This is a genomic window from Fictibacillus phosphorivorans (genome assembly GCF_023715845.1).
Taxonomy (GTDB): domain Bacteria; phylum Bacillota; class Bacilli; order Bacillales; family Fictibacillaceae; genus Fictibacillus; species Fictibacillus phosphorivorans_D.
The window spans coordinates 289902-315862 of record NZ_JAMBOR010000001.1; the positions used below are offsets into that span (position 1 = coordinate 289902).

General features: G+C 39.9%; 23 protein-coding genes and 1 pseudogene. 23 read left to right on the forward strand and 1 reads right to left on the reverse strand.

The annotated features are described in order from the left end of the window. Nucleotides 1-2 precede the first annotated feature (2 nt). The 9 genes and pseudogenes from xseB to spo0A all read left to right on the forward strand — a co-directional run bounded on the left by xseB (nucleotide 3) and on the right by spo0A (nucleotide 10045). A complete protein-coding gene (gene xseB / locus M3206_RS01505) occupies nucleotides 3-245 on the forward strand; it encodes an exodeoxyribonuclease VII small subunit (protein ID WP_251310724.1) in 243 nt (80 codons plus the stop codon). Further along, complete coding sequence (locus M3206_RS01510) at nucleotides 242-1123, forward strand: polyprenyl synthetase family protein (RefSeq protein WP_285876639.1); 882 nt, start codon at nucleotides 242-244, stop codon at nucleotides 1121-1123. Before xseB ends, M3206_RS01510 begins: the two co-directional genes overlap by 4 nt. 704 nt (nucleotides 1124-1827) lie before the next feature. Beyond that, nucleotides 1828-2424, forward strand: coding sequence for a hypothetical protein (locus M3206_RS01515; RefSeq protein ID WP_251310725.1), 597 nt, complete (start codon nucleotides 1828-1830; stop codon nucleotides 2422-2424). Nucleotides 2425-2444: 20 nt separating this feature from the next. Then, nucleotides 2445-4343, forward strand: coding sequence for a 1-deoxy-D-xylulose-5-phosphate synthase (gene dxs, locus M3206_RS01520; RefSeq protein ID WP_251310726.1), 1899 nt, complete (start codon nucleotides 2445-2447; stop codon nucleotides 4341-4343). Further along, on the forward strand, nucleotides 4340-5158 hold the full coding sequence (locus M3206_RS01525) for a TlyA family RNA methyltransferase (RefSeq protein WP_251310727.1): 819 nt from the start codon (nucleotides 4340-4342) through the stop codon (nucleotides 5156-5158). The genes dxs and M3206_RS01525 overlap by 4 nt, the downstream gene beginning before the upstream one ends. Nucleotides 5159-5361: 203 nt before the next feature. Further along, nucleotides 5362-5811, forward strand: coding sequence for a transcriptional regulator AhrC/ArgR (ahrC, locus tag M3206_RS01530; protein WP_251310728.1), 450 nt, complete (start codon nucleotides 5362-5364; stop codon nucleotides 5809-5811). Between the two features lie 18 nt (nucleotides 5812-5829). Continuing rightward, on the forward strand, nucleotides 5830-7527 hold the full coding sequence (gene recN / locus M3206_RS01535; RefSeq protein ID WP_425590691.1) for a DNA repair protein RecN: 1698 nt from the start codon (nucleotides 5830-5832) through the stop codon (nucleotides 7525-7527). 136 nt (nucleotides 7528-7663) lie between these two features. Next, nucleotides 7664-8950 (forward strand): SpoIVB peptidase, encoded by a 1287-nt coding sequence (spoIVB, locus tag M3206_RS01540; protein ID WP_251310730.1) that lies wholly within the window; start codon nucleotides 7664-7666, stop codon nucleotides 8948-8950. 337 nt (nucleotides 8951-9287) lie between these two features. Next, nucleotides 9288-10045 (forward strand): annotated as a pseudogene (gene spo0A / locus M3206_RS01545) (sporulation transcription factor Spo0A). A 99-nt stretch (nucleotides 10046-10144) separates the two neighbouring features. Here spo0A and M3206_RS01550 read toward each other — a convergent pair. Beyond that, nucleotides 10145-10381, reverse strand: a complete 237-nt coding sequence (locus M3206_RS01550; RefSeq protein WP_251310731.1) for a DUF2627 domain-containing protein — start codon at nucleotides 10379-10381, stop codon at nucleotides 10145-10147. A gap of 147 nt (nucleotides 10382-10528) precedes the next feature. Between M3206_RS01550 and M3206_RS01555 the strand changes: the two genes are divergently transcribed. The 14 genes from M3206_RS01555 (at nucleotide 10529) to M3206_RS01620 (ending at nucleotide 25608) form a co-directional block, all read left to right on the forward strand. Then, the gene (locus tag M3206_RS01555) at nucleotides 10529-12583 is read left to right on the forward strand and encodes a sigma 54-interacting transcriptional regulator (protein WP_251310732.1); all 2055 of its coding nucleotides are present in this window, start codon (nucleotides 10529-10531) and stop codon (nucleotides 12581-12583) included. 131 nt (nucleotides 12584-12714) lie between these two features. Beyond that, on the forward strand, nucleotides 12715-13620 hold the full coding sequence (gene yqiS / locus M3206_RS01560; protein ID WP_251310733.1) for a phosphate butyryltransferase: 906 nt from the start codon (nucleotides 12715-12717) through the stop codon (nucleotides 13618-13620). 12 nt (nucleotides 13621-13632) lie between these two features. After that, a complete protein-coding gene (gene bcd, locus M3206_RS01565) occupies nucleotides 13633-14733 on the forward strand; it encodes a branched-chain amino acid dehydrogenase (RefSeq protein WP_251310734.1) in 1101 nt (366 codons plus the stop codon). A 27-nt stretch (nucleotides 14734-14760) separates the two neighbouring features. After that, nucleotides 14761-15873 (forward strand): butyrate kinase, encoded by a 1113-nt coding sequence (gene buk / locus M3206_RS01570; protein WP_251310735.1) that lies wholly within the window; start codon nucleotides 14761-14763, stop codon nucleotides 15871-15873. Nucleotides 15874-15894: 21 nt separating this feature from the next. Beyond that, nucleotides 15895-17316 (forward strand): dihydrolipoyl dehydrogenase, encoded by a 1422-nt coding sequence (lpdA, locus tag M3206_RS01575; RefSeq protein ID WP_251310736.1) that lies wholly within the window; start codon nucleotides 15895-15897, stop codon nucleotides 17314-17316. A 13-nt stretch (nucleotides 17317-17329) separates the two neighbouring features. Beyond that, a complete protein-coding gene (locus M3206_RS01580; protein ID WP_251310737.1) occupies nucleotides 17330-18322 on the forward strand; it encodes a thiamine pyrophosphate-dependent dehydrogenase E1 component subunit alpha in 993 nt (330 codons plus the stop codon). Nucleotides 18323-18336: 14 nt separating this feature from the next. Continuing rightward, nucleotides 18337-19320: an alpha-ketoacid dehydrogenase subunit beta gene (locus tag M3206_RS01585; protein ID WP_251310738.1), complete on the forward strand. Its 984-nt coding sequence runs from the start codon at nucleotides 18337-18339 to the stop codon at nucleotides 19318-19320. 18 nt (nucleotides 19321-19338) lie between these two features. Continuing rightward, nucleotides 19339-20646, forward strand: coding sequence for a dihydrolipoamide acetyltransferase family protein (locus tag M3206_RS01590; RefSeq protein WP_251310739.1), 1308 nt, complete (start codon nucleotides 19339-19341; stop codon nucleotides 20644-20646). 163 nt (nucleotides 20647-20809) lie between these two features. After that, complete coding sequence (locus tag M3206_RS01595; protein WP_251310740.1) at nucleotides 20810-21247, forward strand: BrxA/BrxB family bacilliredoxin; 438 nt, start codon at nucleotides 20810-20812, stop codon at nucleotides 21245-21247. Between the two features lie 568 nt (nucleotides 21248-21815). Continuing rightward, nucleotides 21816-22601: a transporter substrate-binding domain-containing protein gene (locus M3206_RS01600; RefSeq protein ID WP_251310741.1), complete on the forward strand. Its 786-nt coding sequence runs from the start codon at nucleotides 21816-21818 to the stop codon at nucleotides 22599-22601. A gap of 32 nt (nucleotides 22602-22633) precedes the next feature. Next, complete coding sequence (locus tag M3206_RS01605) at nucleotides 22634-23293, forward strand: amino acid ABC transporter permease (protein WP_251310742.1); 660 nt, start codon at nucleotides 22634-22636, stop codon at nucleotides 23291-23293. Beyond that, entirely contained in the window at nucleotides 23286-23999 is a 714-nt protein-coding gene (locus M3206_RS01610; RefSeq protein WP_251310743.1) for an amino acid ABC transporter ATP-binding protein, read from the forward strand. Before M3206_RS01605 ends, M3206_RS01610 begins: the two co-directional genes overlap by 8 nt. A gap of 104 nt (nucleotides 24000-24103) precedes the next feature. After that, complete coding sequence (locus M3206_RS01615) at nucleotides 24104-25057, forward strand: aromatic acid exporter family protein (protein WP_251310744.1); 954 nt, start codon at nucleotides 24104-24106, stop codon at nucleotides 25055-25057. Between the two features lie 50 nt (nucleotides 25058-25107). Beyond that, a complete protein-coding gene (locus M3206_RS01620; protein WP_251310745.1) occupies nucleotides 25108-25608 on the forward strand; it encodes a L,D-transpeptidase in 501 nt (166 codons plus the stop codon). Nucleotides 25609-25961: the final 353 nt, after the last annotated feature.

Below are 25961 nucleotides of genomic sequence, written 5' to 3' on the forward strand. Positions count from 1 at the left end.
TCATGGCTGAAAAAGCAGAAAAGAAAATCACATTTGAAGATGCGATGCTACAGCTTGAAGAAATTGTTGAGAAGCTTGAACAAGGTGATGTTCCATTAGAAGAAAGTATTGATCTTTATCAGCAGGGAATGAAGCTTTCCAAGGTATGTCATACAAAGCTTAAAAATGTAGAAAGAAAAATGGATACAATCATGCATGAAGATGGGAAAGAAGAACCATTAGTGATTCAGGAGGAAAATCATTGATCGATTTTGAACAATATCTTCAAGATAAGAAACAATTAGTAGAAGATAGAATGATTGATTATCTGAATGGGCTCAATGCACCAGCTACTTTAAAAGAATCTATGCTGTATTCCATTTCGGCAGGAGGAAAACGACTCCGTCCCATTTTAGCTCTTGCTGTCATGGAATGTTTTGAAAAAGATCCTGAGTTTGTTGTAGATGCTGCTTGTGCGATTGAGTTTGTACATACGTATTCTCTTATACATGATGACCTCCCATCGATGGATAATGATGATTATCGAAGAGGAAAGCTTACATCTCATAAAGTGTTTGGTGAGGCACAGGCGATATTAGCTGGAGATGCCTTATTAACGGAAAGTTTTTCTTTGGTCACAGACAATGTATTCCTGGGTGCAGATCAAAAGGTCAAGCTGCTTTCTGTTCTTTCTCGTGCAGCGGGTGCAGAAGGGATGGTGGGTGGCCAGGTAGAAGATCTTGAAGGAGAAAATAAAGAGTTAACGCTAAAAGATCTTGAGAGTATTCATGAAAAGAAAACGGGGAAAATGCTAGAGTGCTCTGTATTAACTGGTGGAATTGCAGCGGATGCGACTGAAGGAGAGCTTCTCGCTTTACAGTTTTACGCGAGACATATCGGAATCGCTTTTCAAATCCAGGATGATATTTTGGATATCACGGGTAATCAAGTTGATCTTGGTAAGCCGATCGGTAGTGATGAAGCTAACTTAAAGACGACATACCCGAAGTTGCTAGGCCTTGAAGGCGCACGAAAAGAAATGGAAAATCATGTTCAAACTTCATTGGAACATTTAGGGAAAATCAACAGAAATACAGGCATATTAGCATCCATTGCAGACTACATTATAAAAAGAAATCACTAAGAGATTGTTGATAAAATGGAAGTATGATATGATATTATTTGCTTTGGAGTGGTGCAGTATTCTAGTCAGCCCCCCGTTCCTGAAGGCGGGCCTAAAAATCCGCCAAAGGGCACATCGATGAAGTTCCTTGTGTTGGCTTGAGGCGCCCAGCCTTGGGTTAATGCTGGGAGTTAAGGTTGAAGGGCGATCCACAATGGCATGTGGGCGATGACCCTTCTTCCGCGGAGGCCCCCATATTTGCGGTTCGTGTTCAAAAGACCTTACTGTGAAATGGGGTTTGAACCTGCCTTGCCGCTTTTCTTGATTTTCAGGAAAAGTAAAGGCGAGCAGCGTAGCCTGCCTTGAGTGGTGTTAGAGGGGATTATGGCGTGAAAAGTCATTAATCGGTTGGCCGCTGATTTTGAACTTTATGCCGTATGAAATCTACTCTGCAAAAGAGGCTAGGGAATGTGCTAAGGGCTGTTGAGGAAAACTCCTAGACTGTTCTGCTATTTCGGACACCTGTTAAGGATTATAGTGCGGACTAAGTGGTAATCTAGTCTAACGCTTGGCGACAACGTTAAGGAGAGAGTAAAGGGAAACCGCGAATATGGCGACATTTCGTACTCTTCTGGGAAAACCTACTGGACCTAAGCCGCAGTCTTTACTTAATAAGGTGACCACTCCTTGTTACATAAAGTTACCAAAAAAAGAAGGAGTTATGCATGAAGCATTCCTTTTCTAAAACACTAAAATGGAGTACAAGTATTGCCGTTATCACTCTGGTGTTAGCGGCTATTTTTACAGTTGTTTCTTCTGCCCTTCTGAATGGTGTTTCGTGGGGCATCGGGATGGGAATCGTTTTTTTAATCGTATTAACGGGGGTTATTTTTGACATTGTCGGAGTAGCATCCACTGCAGCTCAAGAAGTTCCGTTTCATGCGATGGCTTCAGAACGAGTACCTGGAGCAAGGCATGCCATCTTGATAACCAGAAACGCTGACCGTGTAGCGAACTTTTGTAATGATGTAATTGGAGATATTTCTGGTATAGTTAGTGGTACAGCATCTGCTGCTGTAGTAGTAGAACTCACACTATCAATAGGTCAGCAAAATTCTTCAAAGCTAGAGTATTTGATAACGATCATTTTCACAAGTATCGTTGCTGCACTTACAGTAGGCGGGAAAGCATTAGGAAAATCTTATGCGATCAACCACTCAACCTTTATTATTTTTCAGGTTGGGCGTTTATTATATTTTATAGAGGAAAAATTAAGAATTAAACTGCTATCGCCTGCTAAGAAAGAGAAAAAAAGGCGTTAATGGAAAGAGAGGCATATTCCATGAACCTGGAAGACATTCAGAATCCTCATTTTTTAAAATCATATGAGACTGAACAATTAAATAAATTAGCCGGTGATATCCGTTCTTTTTTAATTGAGAAACTTTCTGTAAGAGGTGGGCACTTAGGACCTAACCTAGGAGTTGTTGAACTAACACTTGCTATGCATAAAGTGTTTGACAGCCCGAAAGATAAATTCATTTGGGATGTCGGGCATCAGGCGTATGTGCATAAAATCTTGACAGGAAGATCTTCACAGTTCGATACACTGCGCCAATATAAAGGGTTGTGCGGATTTCCTAAAAGAATTGAAAGTGAACACGATGTTTGGGAAACGGGCCATAGTTCGACTTCTCTTTCCGCTGCGATGGGAATGGCCATTGCACGTGATCTTAAAAAAACGGATGATAAAGTCATTGCTGTTATCGGTGATGGGGCTTTAACTGGAGGAATGGCTCTAGAAGCGCTGAATCATATTGGCCATGAACAGAAAGATCTTATTGTCATCCTTAATGATAACGAAATGTCTATCGCACCAAATGTCGGTGCACTGCACAACGTTCTGGGACGCATGCGTACAGCCAGAAAGTATAACAAAGCTAAAGATGAACTGGAAGCATTAATCCGAAAGATACCAGCTTTTGGCGGGAAACTTGCCGCTACAGCTGAGCGTGTTAAAGACAGCTTGAAATATTTATTGGTGTCTGGCATGTTCTTTGAAGAACTTGGATATACGTATCTAGGTCCTGTGGATGGTCATGACGTGGAAGACTTGATTGAAAATCTTACTTATGCAAAGAAAACACAAGGTCCAGTTATCATTCATGTTCTCACCAAAAAAGGCAAGGGGTACGAACCTGCCGAGAGTGATAAAAAGGACAGCTGGCATGGTGTCGGACCATATAAGATCGAGTCCGGAGAACAGATCAAGCCGGAGCAATCGGGTCCCTCTTACAGTGGGGTTGTTAGTAAAACATTAGAAAAGCTCTCACACAAAGATGAGCGAATCACCGTTATTACACCGGCAATGACCATTGGTTCTAAACTTGTTGATTATGGTAAAGCATTTCCTCATCGTCTATTTGATGTAGGTATTGCAGAACAGCATGCAACCACTATGGCTGCAGGACTCGCTACCCAAAACATGAAACCGGTGCTATCTATCTACTCAACATTCTTACAGCGAGGATACGATCAAGTGGTTCATGATGTTGCTAGACAGAACTTGAACGTCTTATTTACGATTGATCGCTCAGGTTTAGTTGGAGCAGATGGAGAAACACATCAAGGTGTATTTGATATTGCCTTTTTACGCCATATACCAAACATGGTGTTAATGATGGGTAAGGATGAGAACGAGCTTCAGCATATGGTTTATTCTGCATTAAAATATGACGATGGTCCAATCGCTATCCGTTTCCCAAGAGGAAATGGAACGGGTGTTCAAATGGACGATGAGTTTGAAGATATTCCGATCGGCTCTTGGGAAGTCTTAAAAGAAGGCGACGATGTTGCCATTCTTACATTTGGAACAACGATACCAATGGCGCTTGAAGCTTGGGAAATTCTCGCGAAATCGGGAATATCTGCCCGCGTGATCAACGCACGATTCATAAAGCCGCTTGATTACGAGATGCTCAACGAATTGTACAGTCAGAACATGCCGATCCTTACGATAGAAGAAGCTGTTTTACAAGGCGGGTTCGGAAGTGCTGTGCTAGAACACGCTTCAGACAATCATGCGAATGTCATTATTGACCGAATGGGGATCCCTGACTGCTTTATTGAACACGGAAGTGTAACTAAACTTCTTGAAGAGATCGGTCTAACCACTCCTGATCTCGTTGAACGTGTTAAAAAACTGGTTAAGAGAAAAGCTGAAAAGGGCCTTTATACATGAAAAAAGAACGGGTAGATGTATTGCTTGTGAATCGCGGGTTGTGCGAAACAAGAGAAAAAGCTAAAAGGTCTGTTATGGCAGGCCTTGTTTATTCTGGTACAACCCGGATGGACAAGCCTGGAGAAAAGATTGAGACAGATGCACCTCTAACCGTTAAGGGTGATGTTATCCCTTATGTTGGAAGAGGGGGTTTAAAGTTAGAGAAAGCATTAAAAGTCTTTTCTTTTGATGTAAAAAATAAAACGGGAATGGATATTGGTGCTTCCACAGGAGGCTTTACTGATTGTGCTTTACAGAATGGGGCTAAATTTATCTATGCGATCGATGTAGGGTATAACCAGTTAGCCTGGAAGCTTCGGAATGATTCACGTGTTGCTGTAATGGAAAGAACAAACTTCCGTTATGTAACTCCGGATCAGCTTGAACATGGAGTTCCTGAATTTGCTACGATTGATGTTTCCTTTATCTCACTGAGAATTATCCTTCCAGTCCTTACTCAGCTTATGAAAGAAGGGGAAGTCATTGCCCTGATTAAGCCTCAATTTGAAGCCGGCAGGGAAGAAGTAGGGAAAAAAGGGATTGTCAGAGATCCGAAAGTACATGAGAGGGTTATTGTTGAAATTACTGAATTTGCCAATAAGACAGGCATCAACCCTGTTGATCTGTCTTATTCTCCAATAACCGGCGGAGACGGTAATATTGAATTTCTTCTTCATGGAGAAGTAAATAAAGGGGAAAGACCAACGATTTCTGAAGAAAGAATTAAGGAAGTCGTTGTGGAAGCGCATAATACCTTTAAAAAAGAGCGGGAGTAACATTCCTGCTCTTTTTGTTTACATGATTCTAGATGCTTATTCCTTATGCTTCATTTACTCCTATAGAAGAAATAAAACACATTTAAAGCATCTATCTTTTTGAGAAAAAAGCGTTTTCTATTCATGATAAATTTACATCCTATGCACAATAGTATAAGATAAAGTCAGAATGTGACAGTGTAAAAATTGAGGTGTAATAACTAGTGAATAAGGGACAGCGACATATTAAAATTCGGGAAATGATCAGCAATCATGATATTGAAACACAAGATGAGCTTGTCGAACTTTTAAAGAAAGCGAACTTTAATGTTACACAAGCAACGGTTTCACGTGATATTAAAGAGCTTCACCTTGTAAAAGTTCCAATGAATGATGGGCGTTATAAATACAGTCTTCCAGCTGATCAAAGGTTCAATCCTCTTCAAAAGCTTCGTAGGACATTAACTGACAGCTTTATTAGCATTGATTATGCAGATCATCTAATTATTATGAAGACTCTGCCAGGTAATGCGAATGCGATAGGTGCTTTGATCGATAAACTGGATTGGGAAGATTTAATGGGTACTATTTGCGGTGATGATACAATCTTAATTATTTGCCGTTCAAAAGAGGTAAGTGCAGAAATTTCGCAGCGCTTTTTAGATATGCTGTAAATCTTTTAATAAGGTGTGATGTACTTGTTAGCAGAATTAAGTATTCGTAATTTTGCTATTATCGATTCTTTAAGTGTCTCCTTTAAAAAAGGGCTGACCGTTCTAACCGGAGAGACGGGTGCGGGAAAATCCATCATCATTGATGCGATCGGCCTTTTGATCGGAGGTCGAGGCTCAACGGAATTTGTTCGTTATGGAACACCAAAAGCAGAAATCGAAGGATTATTCCATATTCATGAAGGGCATCGTGTTTATGAAAAATGCGAAGAAGTTGGGATATCGATCACTGATGAAATGGTTGTCCTCAAACGTGATATTACGGATAGTGGAAAAAGCATCTGCCGTGTGAACGGTAAGCTCGTTACACTTTCTGTATTAAAGGAAATTGGTCAAGCTTTAGTGGATATCCATGGACAGCATGAGACCCAATACTTAATGCAGCCGGACAAGCACTTATTCTTATTAGACAGCTTTGGTGACAAAAGTTTTAAAAAAGAACTTATGACTTATGAAGAAGCATTTAAAGAATATAAAGATATTAGCAAACAGCTTTCCGAACTCTCAAGGAATGAACAAGAGATCGCGCAGCGGATTGACTTATTAGAGTACCAATACGAAGAGATTTCAGGTGCCAACTTACTTGAGGATGAGGATATTAAGCTCGAAGAAGAGAAGCGGATGCTCGGCAATTTCGAAAAAATTCACCAGCATCTGCAGGACGCCTACCACAGTTTATATGGTGAGGGTAAAGGTCTTGAACTAATTTCCCGTGCTATGGACGATTTTTCACAGGTAGCAGCACTGGATGAATCACTTAAAGCAGACGAGGAGCAGTTCGGCAGCAGTTTTTATGTACTTGAAGAACTGACATATAAGATTCGTGATATGTTTGATTCACTGGAATATAACCCGGAAAGATTAAACGCGATTGAAATGCGTCTTGATGAGATCAGTAAATTAAAACGTAAGTATGGTTCAACAGTAAAGGAAATTTTGCGTTATGGAGAAAAGATTAAAAAAGAACTGGAACTCATTCAAAACAAAGATAACCATATTGAAGAGTTAAAGGCGAAGCAATCTAAAGTTATCTCTGAGTTGGAGACTTCAGGCAAAAAACTTAGAAAAAAGCGTTCAGAGACAGCAAAAACGTTAAAAAAAGCGATTCAGCAGCAGCTTAAAGAGCTTTATATGGATAAAACCGAATTTGAGGTTGTGATGGAAAAAACCGAAGAAAATCAATTCCTCAAAACAGGTATGGATACCGTAGAATTCTTTATTTCGCCTAACCAAGGCGAACCTTTAAAGCCTTTATCTAAAGTTGCTTCTGGCGGAGAGCTATCTAGAATCATCCTGGCTCTTAAAACCATATTTTCTGAAAATCAAGGCATAACCGCCATCATTTTTGATGAAGTGGACACAGGGGTATCAGGACGGGTAGCTCAGGCTATTGCGGAGAAGATCTATCGGGTATCTGTTGGTTCGCAAGTGTTATGCATCAGCCATCTTCCTCAAGTGGCTGCAATGGCTGATACTCATCTGCATATTTCAAAATCAACGCTTCAAGGAAGAACAGTAACAAAAGTGCTATCATTAAAAACAGACGAAAAAGTTCATGAAATCGGCAGGATGATTTCTGGTGTTGAAATGACCGATTTAACCAAACAGCACGCACAGGAATTGCTCCACCTTGCAGAGTCCATAAAAAAATCATCATAAAGCAATTATGCATGAAAAAGCTATCCATTTAAGGAATAGCTTTTTCTTTTTTGCTGGTTATAATCTTATGGTCCGTAGGCAAAATTAAAGGTACAGCCATGGTGAGGGTGTGAGCTTGGAGCGAGGAGAGTGAAAGATGTTTAAGGATTTACTTCGGCGAATGATCGGCGTTATTCTCCTTGGAAGTTTAGTGGGAATCGGTTTTTTGTCTCCTGTGCGTGATTATGTGAAACTGCCTGATTCGGTAACAATTTTTGAAGGGCAAAACTCAGTTCAGTCACTTCCTGCAGGTACATCTATTCAACAGGAAGAAAATGAAATTTATACAACGGCAATGGAAAGTGAAAAGATCGTTTCGATAAAAGCCAAAACAAATGGTGATCATATGGCAACTCTCGAAGCAGCAAGTTTTCCCATTAAGAAAATGGATGTAAAAGTGCTTTCCGATTTAAAGGTTGTACCTGGAGGCCAATCAATAGGTGTAAAATTAAATACACTTGGGGTTCTTATTGTTGGTCATCATCTTGTAAATACGAATACTGGTAAGCAGTCTCCAGGAGAAATTGCCGATATTCAGGTAGGAGATATTATTACCAAAATCAATGGAAAAGATATAAAAAAGATGGGCGATGTGAGTCCTTTTGTAAAAGAGTCTGGGGAAACGAACAAACCGATGGATGTAACCATCATCAGAGACGGCAAATCGATGCATAAAACGCTAAAACCTCTTCAGGACAAAAATGATCAGTCCTATCGAATAGGGTTGTACATTAGAGACTCTGCTGCTGGAGTTGGTACCCTTACTTTTTATGATCCTGCATCATATAAATATGGTGCTTTAGGACATGTGATTTCAGACATGGATACAAAAAAACCGATTAAAGTAAACAATGGTGAGATCTTGGGTTCTACTGTAACCTCCATTGAAAAAGGCTCAAATGGTCACCCAGGAGAAAAACTAGCACGTTTCTCAAACGATCAGCGAGTATTAGGCAATATTTCAAAAAATAGTCCTTTTGGCATATTTGGAAAATTAAATGATAAAATATCTAACGGCAGCTGGAATAAGCCTCTGCCTATAGCATTGTCAGATCAAGTAAAAGAAGGTCCTGCAAAAATCCTTACCGTCGTAGATGGATCCAAGGTAAGAGAGTTTGATGTGGAAGTTATCAGTTCAGTTCCTCAAAAGTTTCCTGCAACAAAAGGGATGGTCATTAAAATTACAGATCCCGAACTGCTAAAGATCACAGGTGGAATCGTTCAAGGTATGAGTGGAAGTCCAATCATTCAAGACGGAAGAATTATTGGAGCAGTTACACATGTGTTTGTAAATGATCCGACTTCAGGATATGGTGTTCATATTGAATGGATGCTTGATGAAGCTGGTATAAATATATACGAAGAAAGAAAACAGGCGAGCTGATACAGTTGCCTGTTTTTACTTTTATGGTGAGTGAATTGTAGAAAACTGAAGACAGTTATTTGTGCATTAACTCATCTTTATGAAAAGGTTTTCTTTATTGTTTAGACATCTCCATGAAAATTTTGTATAATAAAGGTTATAAAGAAAATTCGACATATACATAGGTGGAAATACTAATATCTGTCGAAATTCAAAGTAAAATGAAGAAAAACACACTTTTTACATCAAGAATAAAATAATTCTAAAAAATTTAATACAAAATAAAGGGATTTAAGATTAATTGTTGAAATCTTAACATGGGAAAAACAAGAAATTGTTGGATGGGGAGGAATTAATGGTGCAAAAAGTTAAAGTGTGTCTAGCTGATGATAATCGTGAACTAATTAGTCTTTTGAGGGAATACCTTTCAAGTCAAGATGACATGGAAGTAATTGGGGTAGCTTATAACGGACAAGAATGTCTTTCCGTTTTAGAAAATAAAAATCCTGATGTACTTGTACTTGATATTATCATGCCGCATTTAGACGGATTAGCAGTTTTAGAAAAAATCAGATCAAGCGATGTTTTGCCACAGCCTAATGTAATTATGCTAACTGCTTTTGGACAAGAAGACGTTACGAAAAAAGCTGTTGATCTAGGTGCTTCATATTTTATATTGAAACCATTTGATATGGAAAACCTGGCAAATCAGATTCGTCAAATCTGTGGTTCTGAAAAATCAACCGTTCAGCGTGCATCCGGAAATAACCGCAGCAATTTCCAATCCGTAAGCAAACCGCGTAATCTAGACGCAAGCATAACTAGCATCATTCATGAAATCGGAGTTCCTGCTCACATCAAAGGATATATGTATTTGAGAGAAGCGATTTCGATGGTTTATAACGACATTGAACTATTAGGATCCATTACCAAAGTGTTGTATCCTGATATCGCTAAAAAATTTAACACGACATCAAGCCGTGTAGCAGAGGGAACATCGATAGCATTTCATCTCTCTTCGGATATACCGTGTCCATGTCGAAAGCGAAACCGACCAACTCAGAGTTCATCGCCATGGTCGCTGATAAGCTGAGAATTGAACATAAAGCTGGATAATACCAAAAAGGGTTAACTCGTTTGAGTTAGCCCTTTTTTCATTTTAACAATGATTTTAGTTAAATAAAAATAACCAGCCAACTGTTATAGGTGGACTGGTTATTTTTTCTTGAATTTTAACTGCACTTTATTTCTTTTACGATCTCGGTAAAAGATAAATCCTCCCACAAAGGCCAACCCAGCAGAAAAACTAATAAGTCCAACTATAAACTGAAGCCAAAGTACAGGGAACGGGAATTGTAAGACGCCAAATAAGGTGTCCCTCATCCACTTAATGCCCATTACGGCCAAGATACCCGGTATTAAAACAATTATTAATGCTGCATATCTGCTCATGATCCTGCTCACTCCTCTTTCTGTATTGTACATAAAGTTTAATTTATTGTCGATGAAATTACAGTTTGCAAACCCTTTCATACTAAGGTATGATAATTGTGTGAAAAAAATTGCACATCTATTTTACATAGAGAGTTTGGAGGGGTAGTGTTGCAGACTGTTTTGTTAATGACCGCTCCTGAAGTAACACAAAAAATTCTTCGCTTTATCAAATCATCCGGATATTTTAAAGCAGTCGGAGTTTTTGTGGAGGAAACAGGTGCAGAAAGAACGCATGATGATGTGCCGGTTTTTTCATATTCATCACCACCTAAGCTTGAGGCAGATTATGTGATCTATTCATCTTCAACCAAAAAAATGGCCTATCGGCTTCAGGAAGATGTTTATCTTAAATCAGACATTATTTCAGATACACAATTTTTTAAGATCACTGATTACCTGAAACGTTCTAAGGATGCAGAAGCAAATCTTCAACAGCTTAAAACCATATTAGATAATACACATGACGGTATGATCGTAATTGATGACAAGCTTAACATTACGATATTTAACAAAAGTGCTGAAAGAATGACAGGGCTTCCTGCCCAAGAGGCGATTGGAAGATCGATTCTGGAAGTGATGCCAAACAGCCAGCTTCCGAGAGTGCTGGATTCTGGAATTGAGGAAGTAAATCAGGAACAAATCCTTCCGAACGGTACAAAGATTTATACAACTAGAACGCCCATATTAGATCAAAATGGACGAAAACTTGGTGCTTTTGCCGTTTTTAAAGATATTACGGAAATCGTTGATCTTGCAGAAGAAGTCACGAACTTAAAAAGTATTCAAATTATGCTTAGTTCGATCATTCAATCATCGGAAGAAGCGATATCTGTTGTTGATGAAGAAGGTAAGGGGATCATGATAAATCCTGCTTACACAAAACTTACTGGGTACACTGCAGAGCAAGTGATTGGTAAACCGGCAACAACAGATATTTCCGAAGGTGAAAGTATCCATATGCAAGTTTTAAAAACGAGGAAACCAGTCAGAGGAGCAAGACTGCGGGTTGGGCCTAAAAGAAAAGATGTAATCGTTAATGTTGCACCGATTATCGTTGATGGAATACTGAAAGGCAGCGTAGGTGTGATACATGATGTATCGGAGATTAAAGGCTTGACTGAGGAATTAAACCGGGCCAGACAGATCATCCGTACACTTGAAGCGAAATATTCTTTTGAAGACATTATCGGTGAATCAGATGAGATGAAGTTTGCTATTGATCAGGCGAGGCTTGCAGCTTCAACCCCTGCTACTGTTCTTTTGCGCGGTGAGTCGGGTACGGGAAAAGAGCTATTTGCCCATGCGATCCATAACGCGAGCGATCGAAAATTCAACAAATTTATAAGGGTGAATTGTGCAGCGCTCTCTGAATCACTCTTAGAAAGTGAACTCTTTGGCTATGTAGAAGGTGCATTTTCGGGTGCATTAAGAGGTGGTAAAAGAGGGCTTTTTGAAGAAGCTAATGGAGGAAGCATCTTTTTAGATGAAGTAGGGGAGCTTTCACAGAATACGCAGGCAAAACTTCTTAGGGTCTTACAAGAAAGTGAAATTAGACGAGTGGGAGGCACAAAAGCGATTCCCATTAATGTCAGAGTTATTGCAGCGACAAATGTAAACCTTGAAAAGATGATAGCGGGAGGTACGTTCAGGCAGGATTTATATTATCGGTTAAATCGAATGCCCATCTATATTCCCCCATTAAGAGCAAGAAATGGTGACATTTTATTACTCGCAAATCATCTTTTACAAAAACTCAATCAGGATTATGGACGTAATATTGAAGTGATCAGCAGCGATGCGGAAGACTTTCTCCTTAAATATCATTGGCCGGGAAATGTTAGAGAGCTTGAAAATGTTTTAGGCCGGGCGATTATTCATATGAGTCATACAGACTCAGTCATTAATCGAGAACATATTTCTTTACTTCAACAGAATGATCCGAAAAAGCCGGATCATAATCAGAGCAGTTCTTGTGCCGAAATTACGGATGAAATTACGTTATCGGAACAAATGGACAAGTTTGAAAAGAAAATCTTAACAGAAGCTATTAACAAATACAAAGGCAATAAGACAAAAACAGCAAAAGCTTTAGGAATTTCATTACGTAACTTTTATTATAAGCTTGAAAAGTATGGGTTAGACGATAAAGTACGCAAATAATTTCATGCAACTCTTTGCATATAACGTGCAAAGAGTTGCGTAATCATCTATACACAATAAAGATTCTTAGTAAATAAAATTTGGCATGAAACTTGCATACGTAATAGAGGTGTTTAACAAGGGGGGATTACATGCTTTTGGAAGACTTGGTCAGCCAGGCCAAAAATCAGCAAGTGAAACCAGTCATCGCAGTGGCAGAAGCAGGCGATCAAGAAGTGATGGAAAGTGTTTTACGGGCTTATAAAGAGGGCATCGCCCATTTTATACTATTTGGAAATGCAGTTTTCATTTCTGACTGGCTAGAAAAGAATACAAGGGATTCTACAACGGGAATCGAAATCGTTTCATCACAAACAGCAGCAATCGATGCTGTAAAAGCGGTACACAGTGGAAAAGCGGATATCTTAATGAAGGGGCTCGTTTCCACTTCTGTCCTTTTAAAAGCGGTATTAAATAAAGAATGTGGTTTAAGAACTGGGAAAGTTTTGTCCCACGTAGCCGCATTTGAGGTCTCTGGCTATGACAGGCTGATCTTTGTTACTGATGCAGCGATGAATATTCATCCTGATCTAAACCAAAAGAGCCAAATCTTGCAAAATGCCATTGATTTTGTTCAGCAAACGGGTGTTGCTCAACCTAAAACAGCGGTACTAGCTGCAGTAGAAAATGTTAATCCTGCCATGCAGGCTACTTTAGATGCTGCCAACCTTACCGTCATGAATCTTAGAAATCAAATTACCGGCGGAATTGTAGAAGGACCTTTGGCTCTCGATAATGCCGTCTCAACAGAAGCGGCTGCTCATAAAGGAATTAAAGGAGAAGTAGCCGGAAAAGCAGATATCTTGCTTGTTCCTACTATTGAAACAGGCAACATTTTATACAAATCACTAATATACTTTGCTCGTGCAAAAGTTGGAGCGGTTATATGCGGTGCAAAAGCACCGATCGTTTTAACGTCTCGAGCTGATTCTTCGGAGAGTAAATACCTCTCAATTGCATTAGCTGTTAAATCTGTCATCACTGATAAGAAACTTTAGGAGGAATACAAAATGGAAATTTTCAAATATATGGAGACTTACGATTACGAACAAATGGTGATCTGCCAAGATAAACAATCTGGATTAAAAGCAATTATCTGTATCCATGACACAACATTAGGTCCTGCACTAGGCGGTACAAGAATGTGGACATATGATTCAGAGGACGCAGCCATTGAAGATGCACTAAGACTTGCAAGAGGAATGACATACAAAAATGCTGCAGCTGGATTAAATCTTGGCGGCGGTAAAACGGTTATTATCGGCGATCCTAAAAAAGATAAGAACGAAGAGATGTTCCGTGCTTTCGGCCGTTACATCCAAGGTCTTAACGGCCGCTATATTACAGCAGAAGATGTTGGTACTACAGTTGAAGACATGGACTTAATCTATCAGGAGACACCATTTGTAACAGGTGTATCACCTGCGTTTGGTTCAAGCGGAAATCCTTCGCCAGTAACAGCTTATGGTGTATACCGCGGTATGAAAGCAGCTGCTATGGAAGCTTTTGGAACAGATTCTTTAGAGGGAAAAGTGATTGCTGTTCAAGGTGTAGGACATGTTGCTTACACACTTTGTAAACACCTTCACGAAGAGGGAGCTTCCCTTATCGTAACGGATATCAACAAGGAAGCTGTACAGCGTGCTGTAGAAGATTTCGGTGCTAAAGCTGTAGACATCGACGATATTTACAGTGTGGACTGTGATATCTTTGCTCCATGTGCACTTGGTGCAATCATTAATGATAACACGATCTCAAAAATCAAAGCAAAGGTTATTGCAGGTGCTGCAAACAACCAGCTAAAAGAAACGAGACATGGTGATGCGCTTCATGAAATGGGTATTGTCTATGCACCGGATTATGTGATCAATGCTGGTGGAGTAATCAATGTGGCTGACGAACTTAGTGGCTACAACAGAGATAGAGCACTTAAGAAAGTTGAAACTATCTATGACAATATTGCAAGTGTTATTGAAATCTCTAAGCGCGATAACATCCCAACTTACCTTGCAGCTGACCGTCTTGCCGAAGAGCGTATCGAACGAATGAGAAAATCAAGAAGTCAGTTTTTATTAAATGAACGACACATTCTATCGAGCCGAACTCGTTAAGGGTTTAAATTAATGGAGGTTTGAAACGTGCATCAAAAAGAATATCGCATACTAGTGATCAATCCGGGCTCAACCTCTACTAAGATAGGTATTTATGATAATGAACGGCCTGTTTTTGAAAAATCAATAAGACATGATATTGAAACCATTAACCAGTTCGATACCGTTATTGACCAATACAGCTTTAGAAAAGAAACCATTCTGGAAGCATTGGATTATGAAGGTATAAACATTTCCAAATTAAGCTGTGTAGTTGGCCGCGGAGGATTGTTAAGACCGATCGAAGGTGGAACCTATAGCGTTAACGAACAGATGCTTCATGATTTAAAAACCGGTTTTAATGGAGAACATGCTTCAAATCTAGGTGGTATCCTTGCTTATGAGATTGCAGAAGGATTAAATATCCCATCATTTATTGTAGATCCTGTTGTAGTTGATGAAATGGATGAGATTGCTCGTATATCAGGTGTTCCGGACATTGAACGAAAAAGTATATTTCATGCATTAAATCAAAAAGCAGTAGCAAGAAGAGTATCAAAAATGCTCGATAAATCCTATGAATCACTCCGTCTTATCGTTGTTCATATGGGCGGAGGGATTACAGTAGGAGTTCATAAGAATGGCCGGGTAATCGATGTTAACAATGGGCTTCATGGTGAAGGGCCGTTTTCCCCTGAACGTGCAGGCACCGTTCCAATCGGTGATTTAGTTTCTCTTTGCTTCTCTGGAGAGTATTACGCGGATGAAGTCATGAAAAAACTTGTAGGACAAGGTGGACTTGTTGCTTATCTAGGAACTAACGATGCAAGAACAGTGGAAGAGAAGATCGAGAACGGTGATGAAAGAGCAGCACTGATCTACGATGCAATGGCTTATCAAGTCGCTAAAGAAATAGGATCAGCTAGTGCGGTCCTCCATGGTCAAGTAGATGCGATTATTTTAACTGGCGGTCTTGCATTTGGAAAAGAATTCGTCAAAAAAATAACAGATCGTGTTGAGTGGATTTCAGATTGTATCATTCAGCCTGGAGAAAATGAGCTTCAAGCATTAGCGGAAGGTGGACTTCGCGTTTTAAGGAATGAAGAGAATGCGAAGGAATATCCAGGAGGTAAGACTCCTGCAGAATTGCCGATGGATTAACAGCAAAAGGAGATATGAGCGATGTCAAAAGATTTTGATTTGGTCATAATGGGCGGAGGAACAGGCGGCTATGTAGCCGCCATCCGTGCAGCCCAGTTAGGTAAGACGGTTGCAGTTGTTGAAAAAGGTAAGCTTGGCGGTACATGCTTACATAGAGGATGTATTCCGAGTAAGGCGTTGTTAAGAAGTGCAGAAGTCTACAAAACAGCAAAAAAAGCTGCGGATTTTGGTGTAGATATAGAAGGATTAGGTCTTAATTTTTCAAAAATGCAGGAACGTAAACAATCGATCGTCAATCAACTTCACATGGGTGTTCAAAGCCTCATGAAAAAAGGAAAGATTGAAGTTTACGAGGGAACAGGACGTATATTAGGGCCTTCTATCTTTTCTCCGATGCCAGGTACTGTTTCAGTAGAATTTAATGACGGCACAGAAAACGAGATCTTAATCCCGCAAAATGTAATCGTTGCTACAGGATCTAGACCGCGTTCGCTTCCTGGCCTAGAGATTGACGGGAATTTCGTGATGTCAAGTGATGAGGCGCTTGAGATGGAAACCCTTCCTGAATCCATTATCATAGTTGGAGGCGGGGTTATCGGTATTGAATGGGCTTCTATGCTTAATGATCTTGGGGTGGAAGTAACCGTATTAGAATATGCAGACAGAATCGTGCCAACTGAGGATGAAGAGATCTCTAAGGAAGCGGCACGTGTATTAAAGAAAAAAGGTATTAAACTTGTTACATCTGCAAAAGTACTTCCTGATACGTTAGAAACCGGAAGTGGCGTAATGATTTCTGCAGAACATAAAGGTGAAACAAAACAGTTTTCAGCTGAAAAAATGCTAGTTTCGGTTGGACGTCAGGCGAATACAGAAGGTATCGGCCTGGAGAACACAACGATAAAAGTTGAAAACGGATACATTCAGACAAACGAGTATTTCCAAACAGCGGAGAGCCATATTTATGCCATTGGTGATGTAATTGGAGGTCTTCAACTGGCACATGTCGCTTCTCACGAAGGGATTACTGCTGTAGAACATCTTTGCAATCTAAGTCCTGAACCGATTAATTATGATAATATCTCTAAATGTATCTATTCAAGCCCGGAAATGGCTAGTGTAGGTCTTACAGAGAAGCAAGCAAAAGATAAGGGCTTCAATGTAAAAATCGGGAAATTTCCATTTAAAGCGATTGGAAAAGCACTTGTATACGGGGAAAGTGACGGTTTTGTAAAAATCGTAGCAGATAAAGATACGGACGATCTTCTTGGAGTACATATGATTGGGCCGCACGTAACAGATATGATTTCTGAAGCGGGACTGGCGAAAGTACTTGATGCTACACCTTGGGAGATCGCTCATACGATTCACCCGCATCCTTCTCTTTCAGAAGTTTTTGGTGAAGCAGGATTAGCAGTGGAAGGAAAAGCAATTCATTTTTAAGGAGGTAAAAACAATGGCAGAAACACGTCATGAACAATTAGGTTTAACAAATGAAGATGTTATCCATATGTTTAAAACAATGCTTTTAGCAAGAAAGATCGACGAGCGCATGTGGTTATTAAACCGTGCAGGAAAAATTCCTTTCGTCATCTCTTGCCAAGGTCAGGAAGCAGCACAAGTAGGTGCTGCGATGGCACTTGATAACGAAAAAGACTATGTCCTTCCTTATTATCGTGATATGGGTGTTGTATTGCAGTTTGGAATGACTGCAAAAGATCTTATGCTTTCCGGATTTGCTAAAGCGGAAGATCCGAACAGCGGCGGACGCCAGATGCCAGGCCATTTTGGATCAAAAAAGCTTCGTATTGCTACAGGTTCTTCTCCTGTTACAACACAAGTTCCTCATGCTGTAGGTATAGCATTAGCCGGACGAATGGAAGGCAAGGATATCGTAACGTTTACTACGTTTGGAGAAGGTTCTTCAAACCAAGGAGATTTTCACGAAGGAGCAAACTTTGCCTCTGTTCACAAGCTGCCAGTAATCTTTATGTGTGAGAACAACAAGTATGCGATTTCGGTTCCAATTTCTAAACAACTGGCTTGTGCTAACGTTTCTGACCGTGCGATCGGTTATGGCATGCCAGGTGTAACGGTTGACGGTAACGATCCTTTAGCTGTTTATGAGGCTGTAAAAGAAGCAGCTGATCGAGGAAGAAGAGGAGAAGGTCCTTCGCTTATTGAAACAGTTGCTTATCGCCTGACACCTCACTCTTCTGATGACGATGATCGTGCATACAGAACGCGTGAGGAAGTAGAAGAAGCAAAATCAAAAGATCCTATTCATACGTTTGCTGCATACTTGAGAGAGAATGGAATCTTAACGGAAGAATTAGAGAAACAGATCACAGAAGATATCCAAAAAGAAGTAGATGAAGCGACAGAATACGCAGAGAACGCAAAATACGCTGATGCTGAAAGTGCGCTTCTACATGTATACGCAGAGTAAAGGGGGAAAACGAGATGCCGGTAATTTCATATATTGATGCTGTAACGCAAGCCATTCGTGAAGAGATGCAGCGTGATAAAAGAGTTTTCGTTGTAGGAGAAGATGTTGGGGTACGTGGAGGAGTTTTCCGCGCAACGGCTGGTTTGATTGAAGAATTTGGCGAAGAAAGAGTAATCGATGCACCGCTTGCAGAATCTGCAATCGCTGGCGTAGGAGTTGGTACAGCGATGTATGGCATGCGTCCGATTGCTGAGATGCAATTTGCAGACTTTATCATGCCAGCAGTAAACCAGATTATTTCGGAAGCTGCTAAGATCCGTTATCGTTCAAATAATGACTGGTCTTGCCCGATTACGATTCGTGCCCCATATGGCGGAGGTGTACACGGCGCACTTTATCATTCTCAGTCAGTAGAAGCATTGTTTGCCAATGTTCCAGGGTTAAAGATCGTTATGCCTTCTACTCCTTATGATGTAAAAGGTCTGCTGAAGGCTGCTATTCGTGATGAGGATCCTGTATTATTCTTTGAGCATAAGCGTGCATATCGCTTAATTAAAGGTGAAGTTCCAGAAGAAGAATACACATTGGAAATTGGAAAAGCCGATGTGAAACGTGAAGGTGAAGATATTACGGTTATTACATATGGCCTTTGTGTCCACTTTGCATTACAGGCTGCAGAGAAGTTGGAAAAGGACGGAATCTCTGCTCATGTTCTAGATCTTCGTACTGTGTATCCATTGGATAAAGAAGCGATCATTGAAGCTGCTTCTAAGACAGGTAAAGTCCTTCTTGTTACAGAAGATAACAAAGAAGGAAGCATTATGAGTGAAGTTGCAGCCATTATTGCTGAAAATTGTTTGTTTGAACTAGATGCTCCGATTCAGCGTCTTGCTGGTCCTGATGTCCCAGCTATGCCATATGCGCCGACAATGGAAAAACACTTTATGGTGAATCCAGATAAAGTAGAAAAAGCCATGAGAGATCTTGCGGCATTTTAATAGAAGGAGGGAACTTAAATGGCTACTCAACAAATTACCATGCCTCAATTAGGGGAAAGCGTAACAGAAGGAACGATCAGTAAATGGCTAGTACAGCCAGGTGATACAGTTAAAAAGTATGATCCGTTAGCAGAAGTGATGACAGATAAAGTAAACGCGGAAGTCCCATCGTCATTTAGCGGCACAATCAAAGAACTTGTTGCTGGAGAAGGAGATACTTTATCTGTAGGTGAGCTGATCTGTTATATCGATACAGAAGAAGGCAGCAGTTCTGCAGAACCTGCTCAAAAAGAAGAAAAGACTGCTGAAGCACCTGCTCAAACAGGTAACACAACAGCTGCTCCGAAAAAAGATACAGCTGCGAGAGGCCGTTATTCACCAGCTGTTGTCCGCATGGCATCTGAACACGGAATTGACTTGAGCCAAGTAGAAGGAACGGGCCAAAGCGGAAGGATTACAAGAAAAGATCTGCAGAAGATCATTGATTCTGGTCAGATTCCAACTGCAGATAGCAAACCAGCAGCTGTGTCAGCTCCGGCTGCTTCTGAAACAAAACAAGAAGCTGCTCCACAGTCAAAAGAAACAACATCCGGCCTAAAACCGATCCAGGTTGAATCGATGCCTGGGGATGTAGAAATTCCTGTTTCAGGCATCCGTAAAGCGATCGCCCAAAACATGGTTCGTTCTAAACATGAAGCACCGCATGCTTGGACGATGGTTGAAGTAGATGTTACGAACCTTGTAGAATATCGTAATTCTGTAAAAGGTGATTTTAAATCAAAAGAAGGCTACAACCTTACGTTCTTGCCTTTCTTCATCAAAGCAGTCGTTGAGTCGTTAAAAGAATTCCCGCAATTAAATTCAATGTGGGCGGGAGATAAGATTATTCAGAAGAAAGATATTAATATCTCCATCGCGGTAGCTACTGATGATGCGCTTTATGTGCCAGTTATTAAGCATGCAGATGAAAAGTCGATCAAAGGAATCGCTCGAGATGTTAAAGAGCTTGCAGATAAAGTAAGAACGAATAAACTTTCAGGCGATGATATGAAGGGTGGCACATTTACAGTAAACAATACAGGTTCATTTGGATCTGTGATGTCTACACCAATCATTAACTACCCTCAAGCAGCGATTCTTTCGGTGGAATCTATTGTGAAGCGTCCAGTAGTGATGAATAATGGGATGATTGCAGTACGTGATATGGTTAACCTTTGCTTATCATTGGATCATCGTGTGCTTGACGGACTTGTTTGTGGTCGTTTCTTAGCACGTGTAAAAGAACGTCTTGAAAACATGACGAAAGAAAACACATCTATTTATTAAAAATCATCAAAAATATGGTTTACACAGGTTAAAAAGGGGGTAGAGTTTAACATCAACACCTCCAAACCCCATAACCCCCTAAGAAAAGTGCCGTACATGTACGGCATTTTTCTTTTTTATATTGCTTTTATTGAGTACAATAAGAAGGAAAGGAGCTGAAGAAATGAACTTTCAATTCAATTTATTCAATGATGTAGTAGAGACGGCTCGTAAAGAAATGGTTGAAGCTGGCTATACACAGCTTTTTAAACCTGAAGAAGTAGAAGATGCATTTAACAAAAAAGGCACAACACTTGTGATGATTAATTCCGTTTGCGGATGTGCAGGTGGAATCGCACGTCCAGCGGCTGCATATTCAGTAAAACAAGATGTTCGTCCAGATCATCTCGTTACTGTTTTTGCCGGTCAGGATAAAGAAGCCACTGAGAAGGCACGTTCTTATTTTACTGGTTATCCTCCTTCCTCGCCTTCATTTGCTCTCTTAAAAGATGGAGAGATTCAAACGATGGTAGAACGTCATGAGATCGAAGGGCACGAACCAATGGAAGTCGTAAATAAATTAAGAAGTGCTTTTAAAGAGTATTGCAAAAAAGAAGATTAATTATGGAATAAGCTGCCTCTATCACACTCTGGGGCAGCTTATTTTTATAGGATGCCTATGAAATTTCTATAGACTTCTATACCTTATCATCGGAAATGGAATACTTGCTCGACTGCCCAGACATGTGAAACATGAAAAAGCGTTCTTTTTGCCTCTTCAAGTCCCATCCACACTAGTTCGTGATCTACTTAAATTGGAGGTTTTATATATTTTTCGGGCTCTTCTGCATAAAAATACCCATTATTCATTATGTGCTCTTTTTGTCTGAATACCCATTTCCTCTAAGCATTCTCTCAATAGGCTGCCCTTGATCTTCTCGTTCGTTTATACCTCCATCTGGCAGAAAGTCTTTTCCATTCTGAATCAAAATCATTTAAGATTACAGCGTAAACGGTATCTCTTTTTTCGATACTTGCCCCCTGAACCACTTCCCCAAATTCCAGATTGGATCTCCCTCTTTTGTATAAAAATACATTCAGAATTATTAAAATACTTAGTTTTGAGTATTTATGTGTTAATATTCATTTTAACGAATAATTATAACAACATGTATAAGGGGATATGCACGATGAAACGTAATTTGTTAAGTATTTATTTTATCATAGTTATCGCTATTCTAGCCGGGTGTGGAGCAGTTGAAGAAAAAAGCTCCTCGGAAACAGGTAGTGATGCTTCCGGGAAAAAGTTAATTATGGCTACTTCAGCTGATTATCCGCCGTATGAATATGTAGATACAGCAAAAGGCGGAGATACCGTAGGGTTTGATATAGATGTAGCTAATCATATTGCAAAAGAGCTAGGTTATGAAATAGAAATTAAGGATATGGATTTTAACGGCCTCATCCCTGCATTAGACAGTGGAAAAGCAGATTTTGTTATCTCAGGAATGACACCAAATGAAGAGCGTAAAAAAACGGTTGATTTCTCAGATGAATATTATGCAGCACAACAATTGATCGTAACGAAAGACAAATCAATCAAAACGGTTGGGGATCTTGAAGGGAAGACACTAGGCGTTCAACTTGCTTCTATCCAAGAAAAAGAAGCGGACAAGCTGTTAAAAGATCATAAATTTGAAGTTGTTCAGCGCAACAAAGTAACTGAATTGGTCCAAGAAATGAAATCTAACCGCGTTGATGCAGCGATTATTGAAGATGCAGTTGCGTTTGAGTTCTTAAAGAAGAATAAAGAACTTTCATCATTTGCTTTGCCGAATACCGATGCAGCAGGTTCAGCAATTGCATTTCCGAAAAACAGTGAATTGACTAGCGAATTTAATAAAGAGGTTAAGAAGATGAAAGAAGATGGCACGTTAGACAAACTCGTTGAAAAATGGTTCGGAGTACAAAAATAGAAAATAAATAGAAAAGAAAGAGAGTGATAGGCATGAACTTGGATTTTGCCCAGCTCGTGCCTTCTATTCCTTATATTTTGTATGGAATATGGGTTACGTTGCAGTTTGTGGCGGTTTCATTAGTACTTGGCTTCTTATGGGGAACCGTACTTGCCTTATTTAAGATTGGAAGAGTTACCATCCTACGGTGGTTTGCAGATGCTTATACATCTGTTTTTAGAGGAACACCATTAATTTTACAGATGCTGATCATCTATTATGCAGTCCCGCAGCTGACTGGGATGGATATCGGTGCATTTTCAGCAGGGGTACTTACATTTGCTCTAAATTCAGCAGCTTATATCTCAGAAATCATTCGAGCAGGGATCAATGCGGTTGATAAGGGGCAGAAAGAAGCAGCTGTCGCTTTAGGTGTACCATATCGTACGATGATGCTGAAAATCATTTTGCCTCAGGCGATGAAAAATATTTTACCTGCCCTTATGAATGAGTTCATAACGCTTACGAAAGAATCTGCGATTGTATCTGTCATTGGGGCACTCGATATTATGAGACGTGCTCAAATCGTTGGAGCAAGCAACTATCGATTTTTTGAACCATTGCTGCTCGCAGGATTGATCTATTATCTACTTGTGATGTTGTTAACCATGGCAGGACGTGTGATGGAGAGGAGGCTCGCCAAAAGTGATTGATGTTAATGGATTAAGAAAAAGCTTTGGGTACAATGAAGTTTTAAAAGGTATTACGACTACCATCAACAAAGGTGAAGTGATTGCTGTAATTGGCCCTTCTGGATCAGGTAAATCTACGTTTCTACGTTGCTTGAACCTCTTGGAGACTCATAATGCCGGTTCGATCAAAATAGAAGGAAAAGAGATAAAACAGCTAGAAAATCATCTTCGTAAAAAGATTGGAATGGTATTTCAGCATTTTAACCTTTTTCCTCATCTGACGGTCTTAGAGAATATCACTTTTGCTCCTCAGCAGGTTTTAAAAACGAGCAAAAAGGACGCAGTGAAAAATGCGCTAGACTTGCTGAAAGCTGTTGGACTTTCCGACAAAGCCGATGCCTATCCATCAAGGTTGTCTGGCGGCCAGAAACAGCGTGTTGCAATTGCACGAGCTTTAGCGATGAAACCTGATATTATGCTCTTTGATGAACCGACTTCAGCTTTGGACCCTGAGATGGTTAAAGAAGTGCTGCAAGTTATGAAGAACCTAGTGAAAACAGGGATGACGATGATTATCGTAACCCATGAGATGGGATTCGCTAAAGAGGTAGCTGATCGTGTTCTATTCATGGATGACGGTAAGTTGGTAGAAGATGAACATCCTGCTGTATTTTTTGAGAATCCGAAGACAGAGAGAGCTCAAGCTTTCTTAGAAAAAGTGCTATAATGACGAAAGGACTTCAAGCTGAGGTCCTTTTTTGTTTTAAACATAATTAGAAATTTTGAATGTGGGAAAAGATGAAGAAAGTAGCATGAAAGGATGTCTATTGGATGAAATTTACAATCGGATACCGGACTTTAAAGACCGCTATAGGAGCAGGCCTTGCAATAGGTATTGCAGAATGGCTAAAGCTTGATTTTTATACGTCAGCCGGTATATTAACGATTCTTTGTATCAAAATCACAAAAAAACGCTCGGTGATCAGTTCATGGGAGCGGTTTGCAGCATGCCTATTAGGAATCTTGTTCGGTGCGGCTATTTTTACGTTAGTCGGCTATCATTTTTATGCGTTAACTTTATTGTTGATCTTGTTCATACCAACTATAGTTGCCTTAAACCTAAAAGAAGGTATCATTACTTCTTCGGTTATCGTTTTGCATCTGTATACACTGCAGAAAATCTCCTGGTCCATCGTTCTTAACGAAGTAAGTATCATAATCATTGGAATCGGAATAGGCCTCATAATGAATCTATACATGCCATCGATGGAAAAGACACTACAAGACATGCAGAAAGAGCTGGAGATTAAATACAAGAAAATTTTTCATGAATTTCACCTTTACCTCGCTCACAACAATCACGCATGGGATGGAAAAGAAATTACAGAATGTGCAGATCTGATCTCTCGTGCGAAGAGTCTTGCGTTTCGTGATATTGAAAATCACTTTATCCGTTATGAAAACCAGTATTATTACTATTTTAAAATGAGAGAAAAGCAGTTTGAGATCATTCAGCGGATGTTGCCTATTCTATCTTCCATTGATAAATCCTATATTCAAGGAGAAAAATTGGGCGAGTTCTTCGAGCGGTTGGGCGCAGCGGTGCACCCGGGAAATACAGCAGCTTTGTTCTTGGATGACTTGGAAAGAATGAGGCAGGAGTTTCGGGATATGCACTTGCCGAAAGACAGACAGGAATTCGAAACACGGTCAAAACTGTATCGATTGCTTCAAGATATAGAGGATTATTTGCTAATTAAAAAAAGATTTAAACCACATTCATGAGAACCCCTGTCTTGACAAATACTAAATGAAAAAGAGACAGGGTGAATGCCATGATAAACATCAAAATTGTTTTTCTATTGTTTTTATCACCTTTGTGGCCGTTAGGAAATGCCGAAGCCCTCGGAGACCCCTATATCATTGTTAACAAAACGAGCAACAAACTCGCCCTTATAGAAGAAGGGAAAATAACCGAAGTCTATAAGGTGGCGACTGGTAAATCAAGTGAATTAACACCAGAGGGACAATTTACAATTACAGTCAAGGCAGTAGATCCTTATTATCGAAAAAAAGATATACCAGGAGGAGACAAATCAAATCCGCTTGGAACTCGTTGGATTGGGTTTGATGCAAATAACACAGACGGACGTACATTTGGAATTCACGGAAACAACAATCCTTCTTCGATTGGAAGGTTTGTAACGGCAGGTTGCATCAGGATGTATGAAAAAGATGTACAAAAGATTTACAGCAAAATAAAAATAGGTACAAAGATTAAAGTTGTTTCAACGGATAAGAGCTTTGAGGAATATATGAAAGATCAATCGGAATAAACGAAATAGGGCTGACACTAAAAAGGCACGTAAGGAGACCTTTTTAGTGTCAGCCTTTTCTTTATTGGTATTAGAAGGACGCAAGCAATTTTTACGGTACGTGTTCTTTTATCTGTTACACGTTCGCTCAAAATGACTCTCGTTTCGCTCAAAATCTTCGAGCTACGCTCAGAATTATCGTTCCACGCTCAAAGATTCTTATCTTCGCTCAGAATGAGTGGATTTTTTAAATTAGTCTTAAAAGTGGAGACATCCTTGTGAGAATTCTTTATACTTAAACAAAACTAATTTAGGGGACGTGTCCACATGAAAAGAAAGTCTTTAGAGTACCGAGAATATGTCGCGAAGCTTGT

Excerpts from the sequence above, each read along its gene's own strand:
- yqiS (WP_251310733.1), top strand. The coding sequence starts at position 12,715 with ATGCTTTTGGAAGACTTGGTCAGCCAGGCCAAAAATCAGCAAGTGAAA.
- M3206_RS01620 (WP_251310745.1), top strand. The coding sequence starts at position 25,108 with ATGATAAACATCAAAATTGTTTTTCTATTGTTTTTATCACCTTTGTGG.
- M3206_RS01585 (WP_251310738.1), top strand. The coding sequence starts at position 18,337 with ATGCCGGTAATTTCATATATTGATGCTGTAACGCAAGCCATTCGTGAA.
- xseB (WP_251310724.1), top strand. The coding sequence starts at position 3 with ATGGCTGAAAAAGCAGAAAAGAAAATCACATTTGAAGATGCGATGCTA.
- M3206_RS01550 (WP_251310731.1), bottom strand. The coding sequence starts at position 10,381 with ATGAGCAGATATGCAGCATTAATAATTGTTTTAATACCGGGTATCTTG.
- bcd (WP_251310734.1), top strand. The coding sequence starts at position 13,633 with ATGGAAATTTTCAAATATATGGAGACTTACGATTACGAACAAATGGTG.
- spoIVB (WP_251310730.1), top strand. The coding sequence starts at position 7,664 with ATGTTTAAGGATTTACTTCGGCGAATGATCGGCGTTATTCTCCTTGGA.
- M3206_RS01615 (WP_251310744.1), top strand. The coding sequence starts at position 24,104 with ATGAAATTTACAATCGGATACCGGACTTTAAAGACCGCTATAGGAGCA.
- M3206_RS01515 (WP_251310725.1), top strand. The coding sequence starts at position 1,828 with ATGAAGCATTCCTTTTCTAAAACACTAAAATGGAGTACAAGTATTGCC.
- M3206_RS01525 (WP_251310727.1), top strand. The coding sequence starts at position 4,340 with ATGAAAAAAGAACGGGTAGATGTATTGCTTGTGAATCGCGGGTTGTGC.
- lpdA (WP_251310736.1), top strand. The coding sequence starts at position 15,895 with ATGTCAAAAGATTTTGATTTGGTCATAATGGGCGGAGGAACAGGCGGC.
- M3206_RS01590 (WP_251310739.1), top strand. The coding sequence starts at position 19,339 with ATGGCTACTCAACAAATTACCATGCCTCAATTAGGGGAAAGCGTAACA.
- M3206_RS01600 (WP_251310741.1), top strand. The coding sequence starts at position 21,816 with ATGAAACGTAATTTGTTAAGTATTTATTTTATCATAGTTATCGCTATT.
- M3206_RS01605 (WP_251310742.1), top strand. The coding sequence starts at position 22,634 with ATGAACTTGGATTTTGCCCAGCTCGTGCCTTCTATTCCTTATATTTTG.
- dxs (WP_251310726.1), top strand. The coding sequence starts at position 2,445 with ATGAACCTGGAAGACATTCAGAATCCTCATTTTTTAAAATCATATGAG.
- M3206_RS01595 (WP_251310740.1), top strand. The coding sequence starts at position 20,810 with ATGAACTTTCAATTCAATTTATTCAATGATGTAGTAGAGACGGCTCGT.
- M3206_RS01580 (WP_251310737.1), top strand. The coding sequence starts at position 17,330 with ATGGCAGAAACACGTCATGAACAATTAGGTTTAACAAATGAAGATGTT.
- recN (WP_425590691.1), top strand. The coding sequence starts at position 5,830 with ATGTACTTGTTAGCAGAATTAAGTATTCGTAATTTTGCTATTATCGAT.